Raw genomic sequence first — 17,851 nt, forward strand, 5'->3', positions numbered from 1 at the left:
CTCCAGATATTGTTTGCTAAAGGCCAGCCGAATTGCCGACCGGCGATGAGCTGAATGCGTAGTGAAGAGGTGCCGAGGAGATGGAACATCGTGTAGACAGAACATCAAGTCGCGGCGCTTTACCGGGCAGGCAGCGCGAGCAGAATACATGGGACGTAGGGAATTGGTAGCTTTTTTTCACGTCGCTGGTCGTATTTGTCAGGCGGCCGAGGGTTTGAAGTGGGGGTTGACCGGGTGCAGAGGCCCGGTTTCTGGGCTTTCCCGCCTGTCGGGCGGGTGGATTTTCGATTGTTCGATTGGCGGCTTGAAGGCCTGCTCTACGCCCTCGGAAATGGGCTTCGCAGGAGCGGACTCCGTTCGCGATGTTCTTGCTCTTCGTAGGGCGCATAACGCCTGAGGCGTTATGCGCCGTTTTGGCTTTGGCTTTGGGTGTTCATGCGCCGCTTCGGCGTGTGCTGGGACTTTTTGTTTCGCCCCCTCGGGCGAGTTCCTTTTGGCGAACGCCGGATAGCCGCCCTCCCAAAAGGAACCAAAAGGTCTCGTCCCGACATCCGGCCCCGGCTTCGCCGGGGTTCCCTCCCTCCGGTATCGCTCCGAGGGTCGGCTCGCAAGAGCCATCCATGGCCCTTCAAGCCTCTCGCGGTATCCATGCCGCTCGCCCCTCTGCGCAATACCTCCACTCGGCCTCCTGACGGGACTCTGCGCGCGCCTGCGACTTTGGCTGCTTCATGCCGGGTTGCTCTTCGTAGGATGGCGTGGAGCGCAGCGATACCCATCACGGCGGATAACGCTGCGCGCTATTCGCCCTACCAAAAGCAGCCCCGCCTCAGTGGCCCAGGTAATGGTTCGACAACCAGTTCAGCGCCCTTCCCGGCCGGGTCAGCGCGTCGATGAAACTCGGCCCCCAGAACCTTATGTCATTGGCCTGCAGCACCGCGTACATGTCACGATAGCGCGCCCTGCGCTCCCCCAGCGGCATGCGCAGGGCAGTATCGATGGCCTCGGCCAGGGCATCGCGGTCATGGGGATTGACGATCAGCGCGCCGCCCAGCTCGGTGGCGGCGCCGGCGAACTGGGAGAGGATCAGCACACCGGGGTCGTCCGGATCCTGCGCGGCGACGAACTCCTTGGCGACCAGGTTCATGCCATCGCGCAGCGGCGTCACCAGGCCAATGCGCGCCTGGCGCATGACCATGGCGATGTCCTCGCGGCGGTGGTTGCGCGCCACGTAGCGCAGGGGCACCCAGGACACGGCGCCGAAGCGGCCGTTGATGTGCCCTACCCGTGCGCTGACGGCGGCATCGATGTCGGCGTACTCGGGGATGTCCTGGCGGCAGCCGGGGGATATCTGCAGGCAGGTCACATGGTTGCGCCACTCGGGGTAGCACTCCAGGAAGCGCTCGTAGCCGTCCAGGCGGTTGACGATGCCCTTGGAGTAGTCGAGGCGGTCCACGCCGACCATCAGCGCGCGGCCGCCGAGGCTTTCGCGCAGGTCCTGGGCGGCCTGACTCCGCTCCGACGCCTCGGCCAACTGGCGGAAGCCCTCGGCATCCACGCCCACCGGGAACACACCCACGCGGAAGTGCTGGTTTTCCAGGTGATAGCGCCGGCCATCGGGGGTGGCGGCGCCGACCACGCGGGTGAGGTAGCGGGCAAAATTGCTGGCGTCGTTCTCGGTCTGGAAGCCGATCAGGTTGTATTCGGTGAGGGCGCGGATCAGTTCGGCGTGGTGGGGGATCGCGGTGAGCAGGTCCGCCGGCGGCATCGGGATGTGCAGGAAGAAGCCGATGCGGTTGGCGTGCCCACGGGCGCGCAGGGCCAGGGCGAGCGGGATGAGGTGGTAGTCGTGCACCCAGAGCACGTCGTCCGGCTCCAACAGCGGGCTCAGGCGTTCGGCGAAGAATTCGTTGACCCGCCGATAGCCACCGAAATCGGCCTCGCTGAATTCGGCGAGGTCCACCCGGTAGTGCAGGATGGGCCAGAGCACGCGGTTGGCGAAGCCGTTGTAGTACTCGTCGAAGTCCTGCGGGTGCAGGTCGGTGAGGATGTAGGTGAGGTTGCCGCGCTCCAGGGTGGTGAGCGGCCCCGGCTCCTCGGCCACGTGGCCGCTCCAGCCGAACCAGATGCCCTCACGCTCGCGCATGGCGGCCTCGATGGCGACGGCAAGCCCGCCCGGCGCGGCCGGATGGTTTTCATCGGGCACCATCACCCGGTTGGAGATCACCACGAGGCGCGGCATAGACCTTCCTCCCAGCCGATGGAAAGACGCATGGCCGAGTTGATCAGCCCGGCCATGGAGTAGGTCTGCGGGATATTGCCCCAGAGCTCGCCGGTGTGCGGGTGCAGGTCTTCGGAGAGCAGCCCGTAACGATTGCGCGCGGCGATCAGTTCCTCGAACAGCGTGCGGGCTTCGTCACGGCGGCCGATGGCGGCGAGCGCGTCGAGGTACCAGAACTTGACTACCAGGAAGGCGGTTTCCGGCACGCCGAAGTCATCCGCCGCAGCGTAGCGCAGCAGGTGGCCGTTGACGTTGAGTTCGCGGCCGATGCACTCGACGGTGGCGACGAAGCGCGGATCGTCGGCTTCGATGATGCCCAGTTCGTTCATCAGCAGCACGCTGGCATCGAGGTCGTCATGGCCGAACGCACCGGTGAAGCACTGTTTCCTCTCGCTCCAGGCTTCGGCGAGGATGCGCTCGCGCAGCCTCGCGGCCTTCGCCATCCAGGCTTCGCCCTCCTCCACCCGGCCAAGACGCCGGGCGATGCGCCCGACGCGGTCGCAGGCGACCCAGCAGAGCAGTGCGGAATGGGTGTGGATACGCTGCCGGCCACGGTATTCCCAGATGCCGGCATCGGGCTCGAAGGCGGCGTGCACGGCCTTGTCGGCGAGGGACTCGAGCAGTTGCAGCATGCCCTCGCTGCTGGGGCTGGGCAGGCGGTCGTCGACGAAGCTCTGCAGCACGGCCAGCACCACGGAGCCGAACACGTCGTGCTGGTTCTGCTCCACCGCCTGGTTGCCGACGCGCACCGGAGCGTGGCCCAGGAAGCCGGCCAGGTCCGGCTCATCGCGCTCGGTGAGGTCCATGTCGGGGATGATGCCGTACAGCGGCTTGAGTTCGGCGTCACCGCTGGCCACGGTGGTGATGAAGTCGATGTAGCCCTCCATGGTGCGGGTGGCGCCCAGGCGGTTGAGGGCGAGAATCACGAAGTAGGCGTCGCGCAGCCAGCAGTAGCGGTAGTCCCAGTTGCGCCGGGAGCCGGGCGCCTCGGGGATGGAGGTGGTGGCGGCAGCGATGATCGCCCCGGTCTCCTCGAAGTTGCACAACTTGAGGGTGATGGCCGAGCGGATCACCACCTGCTGCCATTCGAAGGAGATCGCCAGACCGCGCACCCAGTCGTGCCAATGGCCCTGGGTGCGCTTGAGGAATTCGCGGACGACGTCGCCGGGAGCGTTGTCCAGCGGCTCGTCCATGCCGATCACCATGCTCACCGGGTGGCGCAGGGCGAAGCGGGTCTCGTTGAGCAGGTAGGACAGCGGCGCGTCGGTGGTCAGGCGGATCGGCTCATCGCCATCCAGGTAGCGGATATGGCTGGAGCCCGCCACGCTACGGCGCGGTTTGCCGTAACCGTGGGTCGGACGCACGCGCAGTGTGACCCTGGGCAGCCCTTCCAGTGGCTCGATCAGCCGGCACAACTGGGCCGGACGGAACACCCGGCCGTATTGCAGAAAGCGCGGGGCGAAGTCGGTGATGCGCACCGCCCCACCGCTGTCGTCGCGCAGCACGGTGGTGATGATCGCGGTGTTGCGCTGGTACTCGGACATATGGCTGACCTGGCCGTCGAGCAGCACGTCGGCGAAACCTTTTTCCTCGTCGCCGGCCAGCAACCGGGAGAACGCCGGGTCGCCATCGAAGTTGGGGTAGCACCACCACACCAGCCGCCCCTGCGGGTTGACCAGGGCGGCCACGCGGCAGTTGCCGATCAGGCCCAGCTCCAGTGCTCCGTCGTGCCGTTCAGTCATCGATCCTTTCCTCCTGCCGCCGTGATGAGTGCGGTACGGACTGCCGCCGCATTGGCGAAGACGGCACTCGCCCCCGGCAGCATTCTCCCGACCGAGAGCCCCAGCCCTTGCAGGCTGGGCATCAGGGCCAGGGCGGGTTGGTCGGTGAGGTCGTCGCCGACGAACAGCGGGCGACGACCGGCGAAAGCCAGCGTGGTCATCAGGCGCTGGATGGCACCCGCCTTGTCGATGCCCTCGGCGACGACTTCGTAGACCTTCTTGCCGCCGAGCAGGCGCAAGCCCGCGCCCTCCGGCGCGATGAGCAGCGCCTGCAGGGCCACCCGCAGCGCCGGCGCGCTGTCGGGGACGGCGCGGTAATGCAGGGCGAAGCTGCTGCCCTTGTCCTCGGCCAGCACACCTTTGTGAGCGCACGCGAGTGCATTGAGCTGCACGCGCACGCAGGCGGGCAAATCACGGGTGGTGCGGCGCAGCGGGCTCTCGCCGGTTTCGCGCCAGTGGGCGCCGTGACCGCCGCTGGCGGGCAGGCGCAGGGGATGGAACAGCCGGTCGAGCTCGTCGACCGGGCGGCCGCTGATCAGGGCCAGGGCACCGTCGAGACGTCGATGCAGCTCGCTGAGCGCATCGACCAACCCGGGCGGGACGTGCACCGCGTCGGGGGTTTCGGCGATGTCCAGAAGGGTTCCGTCGACATCCAGGAACACGGCGGTCTGCTTGCACTGGCCGAGCCACAGCTGCAGCAGCGCTGCGGCTGAGACCTCGCTGAGCGGGGCCATGGCGGTGTCGACAGGTCCTCGTTGTGGGGGACGTGACATAAGCCATTTCTCCGATTGCAGCTCGTACCGTTGTGCCAGCGAAGCCACAACGGACGATTGAAGGAGTCCTTGGACCGTAACACGCATGAGACAGGGGGTCGACCGGCAATGGCCCGGACGGTGCCTGGCAAAAGGCCGCCATCAGTGCGAACGACGGAGCCCATCCCATCCTCCGCGCCGCGTGCGGAAGCCTCCCGCCGCCACCTCGGGAGGGACCATCTACGCTACAAGGCGGACATCCGACTTCCGAGCACGACAAGGACCCGCACATGCATACCATCACACGCTGGCTGGGCACCGCCCTGCTCGCCCTGGGCCTGCTGGGCCAGGGCGTCACCGCCGAGGAACGCAAACCGATCCACTTTGGCGAACTGACCTGGGAGAGCGGCAGCCTGATCACCGAGATGCTCCGCCTGCTGGTGGAACAGGGTTACGGCTACCCCACCGACACCCTGCCCGGCAGCACCGTCAGCCTGGAGGCGGCGCTGGCGCGCAATGACATCCAGGTGATCGCCGAGGAATGGGCCGGACGCAGTCCCGCCTGGGTCAAGGCCGAAGCCGAGCACAAGGTCTACGGCCTGGGCGATATCGTGAAAAACGCCGACGAAGGCTGGTGGGTGCCGGATTATGTGGTCCATGGCGACCCGGCGCGGGGCATCGCCGCGCTGGCTCCGGAGCTGCGTTCGGTGAGCGACCTGCCGCGCTACCGAGCGGTGTTCCGCGACGCCGAGTCGCCGGACAAGGGCCGCTTCCTCAACAGCCCCACCGGCTGGACCTCGGAGATCGTCAACTCGCAGAAGCTCAAGGCCTACGGCCTGGAGAGCAGCTACGTGAACTTCCGCAGCGGCTCGGGCGCGGCCATGGATGCCGAGATCGCCTCGTCGATCCGCCGTGGCAAGCCGGTGCTGTTCTACTACTGGTCACCGACCCCGCTGATGGGCCGCTACAAGCTGCTGCGCCTGGAAGAACCGCCGTTCGACGCCGAAGCCTGGAAGACCCTGTCCGATCCCAACAACCCCAACCCCCGCGGCAGCCGCTCGCTGCCGGCGAAGCTGTCGGTGGGCGTCTCCGCGCCCTTCCACCAGCAGTACCCGGAACTGGTGGCGCTGTTCGAGAAGGTCGATATTCCCATCGGCCTGCTCAACGCCGCCCTGGCGAAAATGAGCGAGACACGCCAGCCCCCGCGTGACGCCGCCCGCGAGTTCCTCAAGGCGAACCCGCAGGTATGGCAGAACTGGCTGCCGGCCGAGCAGCGCGCCAGGGCCGAGGCGGCTCTATGAGTTCGGAGTTCCCCGAAGGCCTGCACTACTCCATCGCGGGGCCGGTGAACCAGCTGGTGGACCGCCTGGTGCTGAACTACGGCGACGCCCTGCGCCAGGTCTCCGACAGCCTGCTGCAACTGGTGGTGGCGCTGGAGAACCTGCTGCGCCTGCTGCCCTGGTGGTTGCTGCTGGCGCTGGTCGGGCTGCTTGCCTGGCACGCCGGGCGCAGTTGGGTACGCGCCCTGACCCTGGTAGGGCTGCTGTTCCTGATCGGTGTGGTCGGCCTGTGGGACAAGCTGCTGCAGACCTGCGCGCTGGTGCTGGTCGCCACCGGCCTGTGCGTGCTGATCGGGGTGCCAATGGGCGTGGCGCTGGCCTATCGCCCGATGGCCCGGCGCCTGCTGTTGCCCCTGCTGGACGTCATGCAGACCCTGCCCAGCTTCGTCTACCTGATCCCGGTGCTGATGCTGTTCGGCCTGGGCAAGGTGCCGGCGATCTTCGCCACCCTGATCTACGCCTTGCCGCCGCTGGTACGGCTCACCGAGCTGGGCCTGCGCCAGGTCGACCCTGCGCTGAGCGAGGCGGCGCGCTGCCTGGGCGCCACGCGCTGGCAGAGGCTGCGCCATGTCGAGCTGCCGGAGGCGCTGCCGAGCATCATGGCCGGCCTCAACCAGACGGTGATGATGGCGCTGTCGATGGTGGTGGTCGCCTCGATGATCGGCGCGCGCGGGCTGGGCGAAGACGTGCTGGTGGGCATCCAGACCCTGAACGTGGGCCGTGGCGTCGAAGCCGGCCTGGCCATTGTCGCGCTGGCGGTGGTGATCGATCGGGTGACGCAGGACTACGGAAAACGCTGAGCGGTGGGACTCAGAAAAATCTGCGAATGAGATTTCTCTGACAGCAACTGGGGAATCCGACGCCTCATCAAGCGGCCGCCAATCCACAGAATGCTGCGAACCCCAATGCCCATCGGAGCAATCGATGTCGCCCCTTTCCGCGCTGATCCTGCAGGCGTCCGGCCTTCACCGCTCGACGGCGGTGAACGCCCTCCACCACCTTGGCTACAGCTACCTCGCGGAAGTCGCCAGCAACGCCCTGGCCCTGGACAGGCTGCGCAGCGTTGGCGGCGTGCACCTGCTGCTCTGCGACGTGCGCATCGACCCGGTGCCACGCCTGGACTTCCTCCAGACCGTGGCACGCGAACGCCTCGCCCACGGCGTGGTGGTCAGCGGCGAGATGGCACCGGGCACCTGGTCGGCGCTGGCGCACCTGCTGCAGCTGCAGGGCATGAAGGTGTTCTGGCTGGGTAATGAACCGGCCACCCTGGAGCGCTTGCGCACCCTGCTTGCCGACTTCGAACCCCAGGCCCCGCAGCAGGCCATCCCATGGCGCGACCAGGGCAGCATCGATGTCGGCGACATCGGCCAGGCGCTGGAGCGCGGCGAGCTGCGCGCTGCCCTGCAGTCCAAGGTCACGGTCGCCACCGGGCAGGTCTACGGCTTCGAAGTGCTCGCCCGCTGGCACCGCGAGGACGGACAGGTGCTTCTGCCGGACCGCTTCCTGCCGGCCCTGCGCCGGGATGGCCTGCTCGATGCGTTGCTGTTCGAGCTGATGGGCCAGGCTCATGACGCATTGCGGGCCCACGGTCGGACCGACCTGGAACTCTCCCTCAACCTGGAAGCCGAGCAGATCGCCCAGGCCGATTTCGCCGCCTGCATCGGGCGCGAATTGCAGCGCCGGCAGATCAACCCACGGAACGTCACCTTCGAGCTGACCGAAACCTCGCCGCTGCACGCGCCGTCGCTGAGCCTGGAGAACGTGCTGCGTCTGCGCCTGCTGGGCTGCGGGTTGGCCATCGACGATTTCGGCTGCGGTCATTCCAGCCTGCAACGCCTGGTGGAACTGCCGTTCACTGAGCTGAAGCTCGACCGCAGCTTCCTCGCCAACCTCGACATGGGTGATCCGCGCCGCCTGGCCGTGCTGACCAATGCCCTGGCGCTGGGCCGCGAACTGGGCCTGCGCGTGGTGGCCGAGGGCGTGGAAAGCGCCAGCCAGCATCGCCAACTGCAGAGCCTGGGATGCGAAGCCGCCCAGGGCTATCTGTTCGGCAAGCCGGTTGCCGTCAGTGAACTGTCCGGGCTGCTGCGTGGTGCGCCGATGCGCCTGCCGAGAGCAGAGGTGATTACCCTCAAGGCCGACTCGGTGGTACGCCTGGCCGACTGATCCCGCGCACAAAAGAAAACGGCCGTTGCCGACCTCCTGTCTGCAACAGCCGCTTGAATTGTCCTCAGCAAAGGACCTATGGACTGTAGGCCAATTGCCATCAGCTTGACTTCCCCCTCCTCCCGCACCGGCCTTTCGTACCCATTTTCAATCAGTTTCGCCAGGCGGCGGGCGCCATCGCCTGATGGCCCCGAACGCTGCACAACCGGGCTCCCCACAGAGGCCTGGCAGGCAGCAAACTCATATGGCCACGGGTTGACGTGGACTTGCCCGACGGCACCGTTCGGCCAATCATCCGGAATCCGCTTTCCTGTCGTCCTGAAGCTCTGGAATCCAATGCCAGGGCACCTTGCGGACCTGCGGAAAAGCGCCGATGCAGAAGATTCCAGCGGGCAGCGGAACCGCCCGTCCAGCCCCGTCGAGCCAGGAGCCCCGTCACACCATGCCCCGGGAAAACTTCAACGACCTGATCGCCTTCGTCACAGTGGCGCGCGAAGGCAGCTTCACCAAGGCCGCGGCGCAGCTGGGCGTATCCCAGTCGGCGCTGAGCCACACCATCCGCGCCCTGGAAACCCGTCTCGGGCTGCGCCTGCTCAGCCGCACCACCCGCAGCGTGTCCCCCACCGAGGCCGGTGAACGGCTGCTGCAGACCCTGGCGCCGCGCTTCGAGGAGATCGAGGCGGAACTGGCGGCGCTCAGCGACTTCCGCGACAAGCCCGTCGGCACCCTGCGTATCACCGCCGCCGAGCATGCCGCCAGCAGCGTACTCTGGCCGAAACTGGCGAAGGTGCTGCCGGATTATCCGGACATCAAGGTCGAGGTGAGCATCGACTACGGCCTGACCGACATCGCCGCCGAACGCTTCGACGCCGGCGTGCGCCTGGGCGACCAGGTGGCCAAGGACATGATCGCCGTGCGCATCGCCCCGGACCTGCGCATGGCGGTGGTCGCCAGCCCTGGCTACCTCGCCCGCAAGGAACGCCCGGAAGACGTGCCGGCGCTGTCCCGGCACGACTGCCTGAACCTGCGCCTGCCGACCTATGGCGGACTGATGGCCTGGGAGTTCGCCAAGGACGGTCATGAAGTGAAGGCACGGGTGGAAGGACAACTGACGTTCAACAGCAGCCCGCACATCCTCCGCGCGGCGCTGGACGGCTTCGGCCTCGCCTACCTGCCGCAGGACATGGTCACCGAGCATGTCGCCGAAGGTCGCCTGGAGCTGGTACTGGAAGACTGGTGCCCGACCTTCCCCGGCTACCACCTCTACTACCCGAGCCGGCGGCAGAAATCCCGCGCCTTCACGGTGCTGGTGGACGCCCTGCGCCACCACGACTGAACGCCGGGCGCAGGGTGCGCCCGGCGTGCTGCATCAGCCCAGCGAAGCCATGTCGATGACGAAGCGGTAGCGCACGTCAGAGCGCTCCATGCGCTCGAAGGCGTGGTTGATCTCGTCCATGCGGATCATCTCGCACTCCGGGAGGATGTTCTTCTTGCCGCAGAAATCGAGCATCTCCTGGGTCTCGGCGATGCCGCCGATGGGTGAACCGGCGATACGGCGGCGGCCCAGCAGCAACGGGATGCTGCTGATCTCGTCGATGGGACCGACCTGCCCGACCATCACCAGCGTGCCGTCCACGTCCAGCAGCGGCATGTAGGGCTTGAGATCGTGCTTCACCGGCACGGTGTCGATGATCAGGTCGAAGCTGTTGGCGGCCGCCTTCATGGCCTGGGCATCGGAGGACACCAGCAACGCGTCGGCGCCCAGCTCCAGGGCGTCGGTGCGCTTGTCGGCGGTGCGGCTGAGCACGGTGACGGTGGCGCCCAGGCCGATGGCCAGCTTCACCGCCATGTGCCCGAGCCCGCCGAGGCCGACCACGCCAACCCGGCTGCCCGGCCCGACGTTCCAGGTGCGCAGTGGCGAGTAGGTGGTGATGCCGGCGCACAGCAGCGGCGCCGCGCGACTCAGGTCCAGGCCTTGCGGCACGCGCAGGACAAACTCCTCGCGCACCACCAGCTGCTTCGAATAGCCGCCCTGGGTCGCTTCGCGGGTGATGCGGTCGACGCCGTTGTAGGTCTGGGTGTTGCCCTGTCGGCACAGCTGCTCCTCGCCCTTGCGGCACTGGTCGCACTGCTGGCAGGAATCCACCATGCAGCCCACCGCCACGGCGTCACCGACCTTGTAGCGGGTGACTTGCGACCCGACTGCGGTGACCCGACCGACGATCTCGTGGCCCGGCACCATCGGGTAGCGGCTGAAGCCCCAGTCGTTGCGCGCCTGGTGCAGGTCGGAATGGCAGACGCCGCAATAGAGGACGTCCATGGCCACGTCATTGTCGCGCAGCGAGCGGCGCTCGAAGGTGAAGGGAGCCAGCGGGTCCTGCGGGTTCTGCGCGGCGTATCCAAGGGTCTTCATCGGCAATGCTCCTGAGCGGTTCAACGGGCCTGGCGGCCTTCGATGGGGTAAGCGGGGTCACTGTAGCCGGGGGTGGAGGCATGGCCAGGCGGCACCAGGCTGTCCACCAGCGCTTCGTCCTCGGCGGTAAGGTTCACCTCCAGCGCCTGCATGTAACCGTCCCAGTGCGCCTCGGTGCGCGGGCCGGCGATGGCCGAGCTGACCAGCCGGTTGTTCAGCACCCAGGCCAGGGCGAAGGCCACCGGGGTGATGCCTCGGGAGGCGGCATGTTCGGCGATGCGCTGGGCGATCTGCAGGGATTCGGGGCGCCATTCGGTCTGCTGGATGCGTTTGTCGCCGCGGCCGGCGCGGGAATCCGCCGGCGGCTCGGCGCCGGGCCGGTACTTGCCGGTGAGCACGCCACGGGCCAGCGGGCTGTAGGGCACCACGCCAATGCCGAAGTGGCCGGCGGCGGGCATCTGCTCGACTTCGGCGGTGCGGTCCACCAGGTTGTACAGCGGCTCGCTGCACACCGGGCGGTCGATGCCCAGCTGGTCGGCCAGGCGCACCACTTCGGCGATACGCCAGCCACGGAAGTTGGACAGCCCGTAGTAACGCACCTTGCCCTGGCGGATCAGCTCGCCAACCGCGCGCAGGCCCTCTTCCAGCGGCGAGTCGGTGACGGTGCGGTGGAAGTAGAGGATGTCCAGGTAATCGGTGTCCAGGCGCTTCAGGCTGTTCTCCACCGACTGGTAGATCCACTTGCGCGACTGGCCCTGGGCGTTCGGGCCGTCGCCGAAGGCATAGCCGACCTTGCTGGCGATCACCCAGTCGTCACGATGGGCGGCGAGCGCACGGCCAACCACCTCTTCGGAGCGGCCCTTGTGGTAGACGTCGGCGGTATCGATGAAGTTGACGCCCTGCTCGAAGGCCTTGTCGACGATGCGGCGGGCGGTGGCTTCGTCGGTCTCGCCGCCGAACATCATGGCGCCCAGGCAAAGGGGCGAGACTTTCAGGGCGCTGCGGCCCAGGTAACGGTATTCCATGGTGAAGTCCTCAGGCGGCATCGCGTTCGGCGAACACGCGACGGGCCACGCCCAGCGCGGTAGAGGCCGTGGGCCAGCCGGAATAGAAAGCCAGGTGGGTGATGGCCTCGATCAGCTCTTCGCGGGTGAGGCCGTTGTCCAGGGCCTTGCCCAGGTGAAAGTACAGCTCGTTGGCCTGGTAGCGCGCCACCAGGCTGGCCACGGTGACCAGGCTGCGGTCGCGGGGCGACAGGCCGGGGCGTTCCCAGACGTCACCGAACAGCACACGGTCGGTGTAGTCGGCCAGCGCCGGGGCGATGTCGCCGAAGGCCTTGTGGGCGGTGGAGGATCGCTCGCTCATGATGTTCTCCCTTTCACTGGTGAAGTTGCCGACCATGCTAGGCCTCGGCAGGGCCTCGATTAAGGGGCGCAACACGCTTGGACCTATGAAGCGTGCTCATGAATAGTCGCCCACGATCCATGAACCACACTCATAGGCGAATGCGGTTTTGCCCGTCTAATCACCACGCAAGCCTCTGAGTAAAGTTCATTCCAGACGACTCGCCGGGCAGCCTCGCCCACTTCCGATTCAGGAGAGACTCCGATGGACAAGCGCACACTGGGCCGCAGCGGCCTGCAGGTTTCGACACTGGGCCTTGGTTGCATGGGCCTGAGCTATGGCTACGGTCCGGCAGTGGATCGTTACGATGGCATCCGCCTCGTCCGCACCGCCTTCGAGCGTGGCGTGACCTTCTTCGACACCGCCGAAGCCTATGGTCCCTTCGCCAACGAGGAACTGCTGGGCGAAGCCCTGGCACCGGTACGCGACGAGGTGGTGATCGCCACCAAGTTCGGCTTCAGGGACGGTGACGTCACCCTGGGCCTGGATGGCCGCCCGGAGAACATCCGCGCCGTGGCCGAGGCTTCGCTCAAGCGCCTGAAGACCGACCGCATCGACCTCTTCTACCAGCATCGCGTCGACCCGAACGTACCCATCGAGGACGTGGCCGGCACCGTCGGCGAGCTGATCCGCGAGGGCAAGGTGAAGCACTTCGGTCTGTCCGAAGCCGGCCCGCAATCCATCCGCCGCGCCCACGCGGTACAACCGGTGGCGGCGCTGCAGAGCGAGTACTCGCTGTGGTGGCGCGAGCCGGAGAAGGAAATCCTCCCGCTGCTGGAGGAACTGGGCATCGGCTTCGTGCCCTTCAGTCCGCTGGGCAAGGGCTTCCTCACCGGCGCCATCGACGACCACACGCAGTTCTCGGACAACGACTTCCGCAACATCGTGCCGCGCTTCTCGGAGGAAAACCGCAAGGCCAACGCGGGGCTGGTCGAGGTGCTCGGCCACATCGCCGAGGGCAAGGGCGCGACCCGCGCGCAGATCGCCATCGCCTGGCTGCTGGCGCAGCAGCCCTGGATAGTGCCGATCCCCGGCACCACCAAGCTGCACCGCCTGGAGGAAAACCTCAGCGCGGCGACGCTGGTGCTGGACGCCACCGACCTCGCCGCCATCGAGGCGGCGCTGCGGCAGATCGAGATCGTCGGCGAGCGTTATCCGGCGCACCTGCAGCAGCGGGTGGATCGCTGACCGAGCGGGAGGAAAGCATCGCGGACGGAGTCCGCTCCTACGTCGCAGGGAATTCCCGTAGGAGCGGACTCCGTCCGCGAAAGGGTGGGCTCAATCCTGGGGCCCAGGCAGAAGGCTTAGCCCTTCGCGGGCATGGCCCGCTCCTACGAAGAGCGAGACACGCCGGAGCTCACCGTAGGAGCGGGCCATGCCCGCGATGTTCTTGGTGCAGCGAAACGATGAGTATCGCCTCGCTCAACGCCATCCTACGACCTCGCGCAGGCCTGAATCAGGACTCCACGGCCCGCGCCGGAACCGCCGCCGGCGCGCGGTGCAGACCGATGGCCCAGAGCACGCCAACGGTCAGCAGGACGATCGCCAGCGCCTCCACCGGGCTTGGCAGACGCTGCTGGTGCACATACGCGTAAGCGCAGGCGAACAGCGTCTCGAAGACGATCAGCTGGCCGCCGAGACTCATCGGCAGTCGACGGGTCGCGGCGTTCCACAAGCAGTTGGCCACCCAGGAGCCGAACACGGCGAGGAACAGCGACACCCAGAGGAAGGCCATCCAGCGCTCCGCCGGAATGCCGGTGGGCACCGCCTGCGGCGCGACCAGTACGCCCACACCCGCCAGCACGACGGCCATGACACCGGTAGCCACACCGATCAGCGTCGACCATTCGTGGCTGTTGAAGTGGCTGGCCTTCAGGTAGCGTGCGTTCGCCGTGGCGTACCAGGACCAGCAGGCGACTCCGCAGAAGCCGCAGACGATGCCCAGGATGCGCTCGCCCGGCGTGCTCCCGGAGGCCATCAGCGCAGTGGGATCGAGGTTGATGCAGAGGATGCCCAGGGCCACCAGCGCCAGCGGAAACTTCATCCGCGACAGCGGCAGCGAGTCGTGCTCGGAGCGGCTGCAGTAGCTGATCGCCAGCGGCATGATGCCGTTGATCAGCGAGGCCGCCGCCACCCCGGCGAACTGCACCGCCGCCGAGAGCAGCGCGAAGTACAGCAGGTTGCCGGCCAGGGACAGGCGCACCAGCATCGACAGGTCCTCGCGACTGACCCGGCGGAACAGGCCGACGGCCACCGGCAGTGCGATCAGCAGGGAGATGGCGCCGTACAAGGCGAAGCGCACCGAGCTGATCAGCAGCGGGTTGAACTCCGGCACCAGCGACGGCGCGAGGATCACCCCGCCCCAGATAGCACCCGCCATGCCTGCATAGACCACCCCGCGCTTCATCTACAACAACCTCAACTTTCAGTGAATGCCTGGAAACTGCTGCCACGGTAGCGACTGTGCTAGCGTCTGACCAAGGATAAATCCGCACCGAGACATTCCTTGTGGGAATGTCGCTAGACCTTCACCGGAGAGCCGCCATCAGCCGTTATCTGCGTACCCTGCCGCCCCTGGAAACCCTGATCACCTTCGAGGCCGTTGGCCGCTGCGGCAGTTTCACCCTGGCCGCCACCGAGCTGTTCCTCACCCAGAGCGCGGTGAGCAAGCAGATGCGCGCGCTGGAGGACAGCCTCAAGGTGCCGCTGTTCGAGCGCAAGCCGCGTGGCGTCACCCTGACCGCCGCCGGCGCCGAGTTGCTGGGCACCGTGGACATGCTGCTCGACCGCCTGCAACACAGCGTGCGGCGCATCCGCAACGTGCACCAGAGCAACGCCGTGTCGGTGCTGGCGACCCACGCGCTGGCGCAATTCTGGCTGTTCCCCAAGCTGATCGAGTTCAACAAGGCGCACCCCGGCATCGCCGTGCACGTGCACGCGATCAACGAGATCGACGAAGCCAGCCTGGTGGATTTCGACCTCGGCATCCTCTACGGCGCCGGCGACTGGACCACACTGAACAGCCGCTTCGTGCTGCCGGAGATCGTCTACCCGGTGGCCCGTCCGGACCTCGACGTCTCAGCCATCCGCACGCTGGAACAACTGGCCGCCGCGCCGCTGGTGCAACTGGACACCTCGGCCTGGAGCTGCCTGGACTGGCACGACTGGTTCGGCCACTTCGGCAAGGACTACCAGCCGGCGGAGAGCGACCCGGTGTTCAACCAGCTCACCCTCGCCTACCGCGCCGTGCAGCAGGGCATGGGCATCGGCCTCGCATGGAGCTTCATGGCCGACGAGGCGGTGGCCAAGGGCGAGATGCAGCGGGTGACCGACCATGCGCTGGTGACCGAACGCGGGGAATACCTGGTGTCGCTGCGGCACCGCCAGCTGTCGCCCTCGGCGCAGTTGTTCCATGACTGGCTGCTGGCGTCGGTGGGCGAATCCTCGGGCTGAACCGAATCGCCCCCGCCGGACCAGGGCCCCCCTGCACGATCCCCCAAGGCCCGGCTCGATCCGCTCTGCCACTGGCAATGCCCGCGCATTGCGCGAAAATAAACAGATCCTCCTTTTCTGCCGTGCGCCCTGCGCACCGTCGCGAGCATCGACATGACCGACCACCCCATCGAGCTGGTGCCGACCGGCCCGGAACACATCGAGCTGATCCGCAACCTCTACCAGTTCTACGCCTACGAGTCCTCGGACTGGGAGCAGGAGGACGTCGAGGTGGACGGCCGCTTCTACATCCACGAGGAGCATTTGGCGCGCTATTGGAGCGAGCCGGAATGGAGCGCCAACCTGATCCTCGTCGACGGTTTCATCGCCGGCTTCGTGCTGATCGAAGGCAGCGAACTGCCGGGCATCGACGCCCTGGAGCTGGCGGACCTGTTCGTGCTGAAGAAGTACCGCCGCCAGGGTGTCGGCCGCACAGTCGCGACCCAGGTGCTGCTGGACAATCCCGGTCCCTGGCTGGTGCGCTACTACACCGGCGATGCCCTGGCGGCGGCGTTCTGGAAGGCAGTGCTGGGCGCCCTGCCACGCCCGGTCCGGCACGTCGATCCGGGCGACGATCCGCAGCTGGCGAGCTTTTTCATCAACCCGTGGACCCACTGAGGGATTGCCGGCCGGTTGTTCGGCCGGATCAGTCTTCTGTCATTTCCGATCATTGAGCAGGCTCCATGCACGGTCGTATCGTCCTGTTCAAACGACAAGAGCGATCAGGAGGTAATCCCATGTCTGCCCTCAACCTGAACACCCACGCCGCCGCGTCCCTGGAGCGCTGGCACCAGATGATTGCCCGCAAGGACTTCACCCACCTGCCGGAGCTGCTGGCGCCGAACATCGTGTTCCGCTCACCCATGGCCCATACGCCCTACCCCGGCGCGCCGGTGGCCGCGACCATCCTCGGCACCGTGCTGCAGGTGTTCGGCGACTTCGTCTACCACCGCGAACTGGCCACCGCCGACGGCCTGAGCGTGGTCCTGGAGTTCAGTGCCCAGGTCAACGGCCGCGACCTCAAGGGCATCGACATGATCCGCTTCGACGAGACCGGCAAGATCGTCGAGTTCGAAGTGATGATCCGCCCCATGAGCGGCCTGCAGGCCCTCGGCGAAGAGATGGGCCGCCGCCTGGGTGCCTACCTGTCCGCGCAGAAGGCACCGGCGAACTGATCCCCGCTTTCGCCCGCCGGACATCCGACCGGCGGGTATCCCCGGCTAGCGCTCCTGCCGCCGTTCCAGCATGAACTCGATGAACGCCCGCACCCGCGACGGCACATGCCGGGCGTGGGGGTAGATCAGCAGGAAGGGGCGCGTGGTACCGCCGTAGTCATGCAGCACCTCCACCAGCGCACCGGCCGCCAGCTCCGCCTGCACGGTGAAGCGGTAGGCCTGCATCAGCCCGCCGCCGTGCTTCACCAGGGTCGCGGTGGCCAGGTGGTCTTCCAACACCGTGAAATTGCCTGAGGTCTCCACCTCCACGCTGCGACCATTGACCCGGAATGACCAAGGCACCCGGCGCCCGGTGCTGGGCAGGTCGTACTGGATGCAGTCATGGCCGGCGAGATCGTCCGGGGTCAGCGGCGTGCCGGCGCGGCGCAGGTACTCCGGGGTGCCCACCACCACCAGCTCGGCATCCTCCAGGCGCCGCGCGACAAGGCTCGAATCCGCCGGTTCGCGCCCCCGCACCGCCAGGTCATAGCCTTCGTCGGCGAAGTCGATGTTGCGGTTGCTGACGTGGATGTCCACCGTCACCTGCGGGTAACGCAGGCGGAACTCCGGCAGCAGCGGCAACAGCCGGTAATGCGCATAGGGCGTCGGCACGCTGATGCGCAGCCGGCCAGACGGTACGCTCTGGCCGCCGGTGACCTCGCGTTCGGCGTCCACCAGTTGCCCCAGGGCCTGGCGACACTGCTCGAAGAAATTGCGCCCGCCCTCGGTCAGGCGCATCTGCCGCGTGGTGCGCACGAACAGGCGAACACCCAGGCGCTCCTCCAGGCGCGCCACCGAGCGGCTCACCGCCGCCGGGGTGATGCCGGCCTCGTTGGCGGCGGCGGTGAAGCTGCCGGTTTCCGCGGCAAGGCAGAACAGCTCGATGCTGCCCAGTTGCAGGTCGTCGAAATGGCGAGTCATGGTGTTGCTCGATTCATTACATGAGGTATCAATTCAAATGCCATGAGCCTCATTTTTCAAGCGACGCTTACAGCCTAGATTGAGCTCCAA

At 67.0% G+C, this 17,851-nt stretch carries 16 protein-coding genes; 8 read left to right on the forward strand and 8 right to left on the reverse strand.

From position 1 onward, the window contains the following. Positions 1–826 precede the first annotated feature (826 nt). Genes otsA through otsB form a run of 3 tightly spaced genes read right to left on the reverse strand, consistent with a single transcriptional unit; the run spans position 827 to position 4,832 of the window. Positions 827–2,239: an alpha,alpha-trehalose-phosphate synthase (UDP-forming) gene (otsA, locus tag GA645_RS17305; protein ID WP_152224224.1), complete on the reverse strand. Its 1,413-nt coding sequence runs from the start codon at positions 2,237–2,239 to the stop codon at positions 827–829. Then, entirely contained in the window at positions 2,221–4,020 is a 1,800-nt protein-coding gene (locus GA645_RS17310; protein WP_152224225.1) for a glycoside hydrolase family 15 protein, read from the reverse strand. Before GA645_RS17310 ends, otsA begins: the two co-directional genes overlap by 19 nt. After that, a complete protein-coding gene (gene otsB / locus GA645_RS17315) occupies positions 4,017–4,832 on the reverse strand; it encodes a trehalose-phosphatase (protein ID WP_256675953.1) in 816 nt (271 codons plus the stop codon). The genes GA645_RS17310 and otsB overlap by 4 nt, the downstream gene beginning before the upstream one ends. A 269-nt stretch (positions 4,833–5,101) precedes the next feature. On the opposite strand from otsB, the gene GA645_RS17320 reads away from it, so the two are divergent. From GA645_RS17320 to GA645_RS17335, 4 genes are all read left to right on the forward strand, one after another. After that, positions 5,102–6,112 carry an ABC transporter substrate-binding protein gene (locus GA645_RS17320; RefSeq protein WP_152224226.1) on the forward strand — a complete coding sequence of 337 codons (1,011 nt, stop codon included), beginning with the start codon at positions 5,102–5,104 and terminating at the stop codon, positions 6,110–6,112. Next, positions 6,109–6,951, forward strand: a complete 843-nt coding sequence (locus GA645_RS17325; protein ID WP_152224227.1) for a proline/glycine betaine ABC transporter permease — start codon at positions 6,109–6,111, stop codon at positions 6,949–6,951. The genes GA645_RS17320 and GA645_RS17325 overlap by 4 nt, the downstream gene beginning before the upstream one ends. 124 nt (positions 6,952–7,075) lie before the next feature. Further along, on the forward strand, positions 7,076–8,317 hold the full coding sequence (locus GA645_RS17330; protein WP_152224228.1) for an EAL domain-containing protein: 1,242 nt from the start codon (positions 7,076–7,078) through the stop codon (positions 8,315–8,317). A gap of 442 nt (positions 8,318–8,759) precedes the next feature. After that, complete coding sequence (locus tag GA645_RS17335) at positions 8,760–9,653, forward strand: LysR family transcriptional regulator (RefSeq protein ID WP_152224229.1); 894 nt, start codon at positions 8,760–8,762, stop codon at positions 9,651–9,653. Between the two features lie 33 nt (positions 9,654–9,686). Here GA645_RS17335 and GA645_RS17340 read toward each other — a convergent pair whose 3' ends face one another. The 3 genes from GA645_RS17340 to GA645_RS17350 are packed head-to-tail and all read right to left on the reverse strand — an operon-like array spanning position 9,687 to position 12,095. Next, positions 9,687–10,730, reverse strand: a complete 1,044-nt coding sequence (locus tag GA645_RS17340; protein WP_152224230.1) for an NAD(P)-dependent alcohol dehydrogenase — start codon at positions 10,728–10,730, stop codon at positions 9,687–9,689. 20 nt (positions 10,731–10,750) lie between these two features. Further along, complete coding sequence (locus GA645_RS17345) at positions 10,751–11,755, reverse strand: aldo/keto reductase (RefSeq protein WP_152224231.1); 1,005 nt, start codon at positions 11,753–11,755, stop codon at positions 10,751–10,753. 10 nt (positions 11,756–11,765) lie between these two features. Continuing rightward, positions 11,766–12,095: a carboxymuconolactone decarboxylase family protein gene (locus tag GA645_RS17350; protein WP_152224232.1), complete on the reverse strand. Its 330-nt coding sequence runs from the start codon at positions 12,093–12,095 to the stop codon at positions 11,766–11,768. 243 nt (positions 12,096–12,338) lie between these two features. On the opposite strand from GA645_RS17350, the gene GA645_RS17355 reads away from it, so the two are divergent. After that, entirely contained in the window at positions 12,339–13,322 is a 984-nt protein-coding gene (locus GA645_RS17355; RefSeq protein WP_152224233.1) for an aldo/keto reductase, read from the forward strand. Between the two features lie 268 nt (positions 13,323–13,590). On the opposite strand, the gene GA645_RS17360 is transcribed toward GA645_RS17355, so the two are convergent. After that, on the reverse strand, positions 13,591–14,541 hold the full coding sequence (locus GA645_RS17360) for a DMT family transporter (protein WP_152224234.1): 951 nt from the start codon (positions 14,539–14,541) through the stop codon (positions 13,591–13,593). Between the two features lie 107 nt (positions 14,542–14,648). Here GA645_RS17360 and GA645_RS17365 point away from each other — a divergent pair, with 107 nt between their 5' ends. The 3 genes from GA645_RS17365 (at position 14,649) to GA645_RS17375 (ending at position 16,801) form a co-directional block, all read left to right on the forward strand. Beyond that, complete coding sequence (locus GA645_RS17365) at positions 14,649–15,587, forward strand: LysR substrate-binding domain-containing protein (protein WP_178119571.1); 939 nt, start codon at positions 14,649–14,651, stop codon at positions 15,585–15,587. A 153-nt stretch (positions 15,588–15,740) separates the two neighbouring features. Then, complete coding sequence (locus GA645_RS17370; RefSeq protein ID WP_152224235.1) at positions 15,741–16,244, forward strand: GNAT family N-acetyltransferase; 504 nt, start codon at positions 15,741–15,743, stop codon at positions 16,242–16,244. A gap of 119 nt (positions 16,245–16,363) precedes the next feature. Beyond that, on the forward strand, positions 16,364–16,801 hold the full coding sequence (locus GA645_RS17375) for a nuclear transport factor 2 family protein (RefSeq protein ID WP_152224236.1): 438 nt from the start codon (positions 16,364–16,366) through the stop codon (positions 16,799–16,801). 45 nt (positions 16,802–16,846) lie between these two features. Here the strand turns inward: GA645_RS17375 and GA645_RS17380 are convergent, their stop codons facing one another. After that, the gene (locus GA645_RS17380) at positions 16,847–17,761 is read right to left on the reverse strand and encodes a LysR family transcriptional regulator (RefSeq protein ID WP_152224237.1); all 915 of its coding nucleotides are present in this window, start codon (positions 17,759–17,761) and stop codon (positions 16,847–16,849) included. Between the last annotated feature and the right edge of the window lie 90 nt (positions 17,762–17,851).

This window comes from Pseudomonas sp. SCB32, from assembly GCF_009189165.1.
Classification (GTDB): domain Bacteria; phylum Pseudomonadota; class Gammaproteobacteria; order Pseudomonadales; family Pseudomonadaceae; genus Pseudomonas.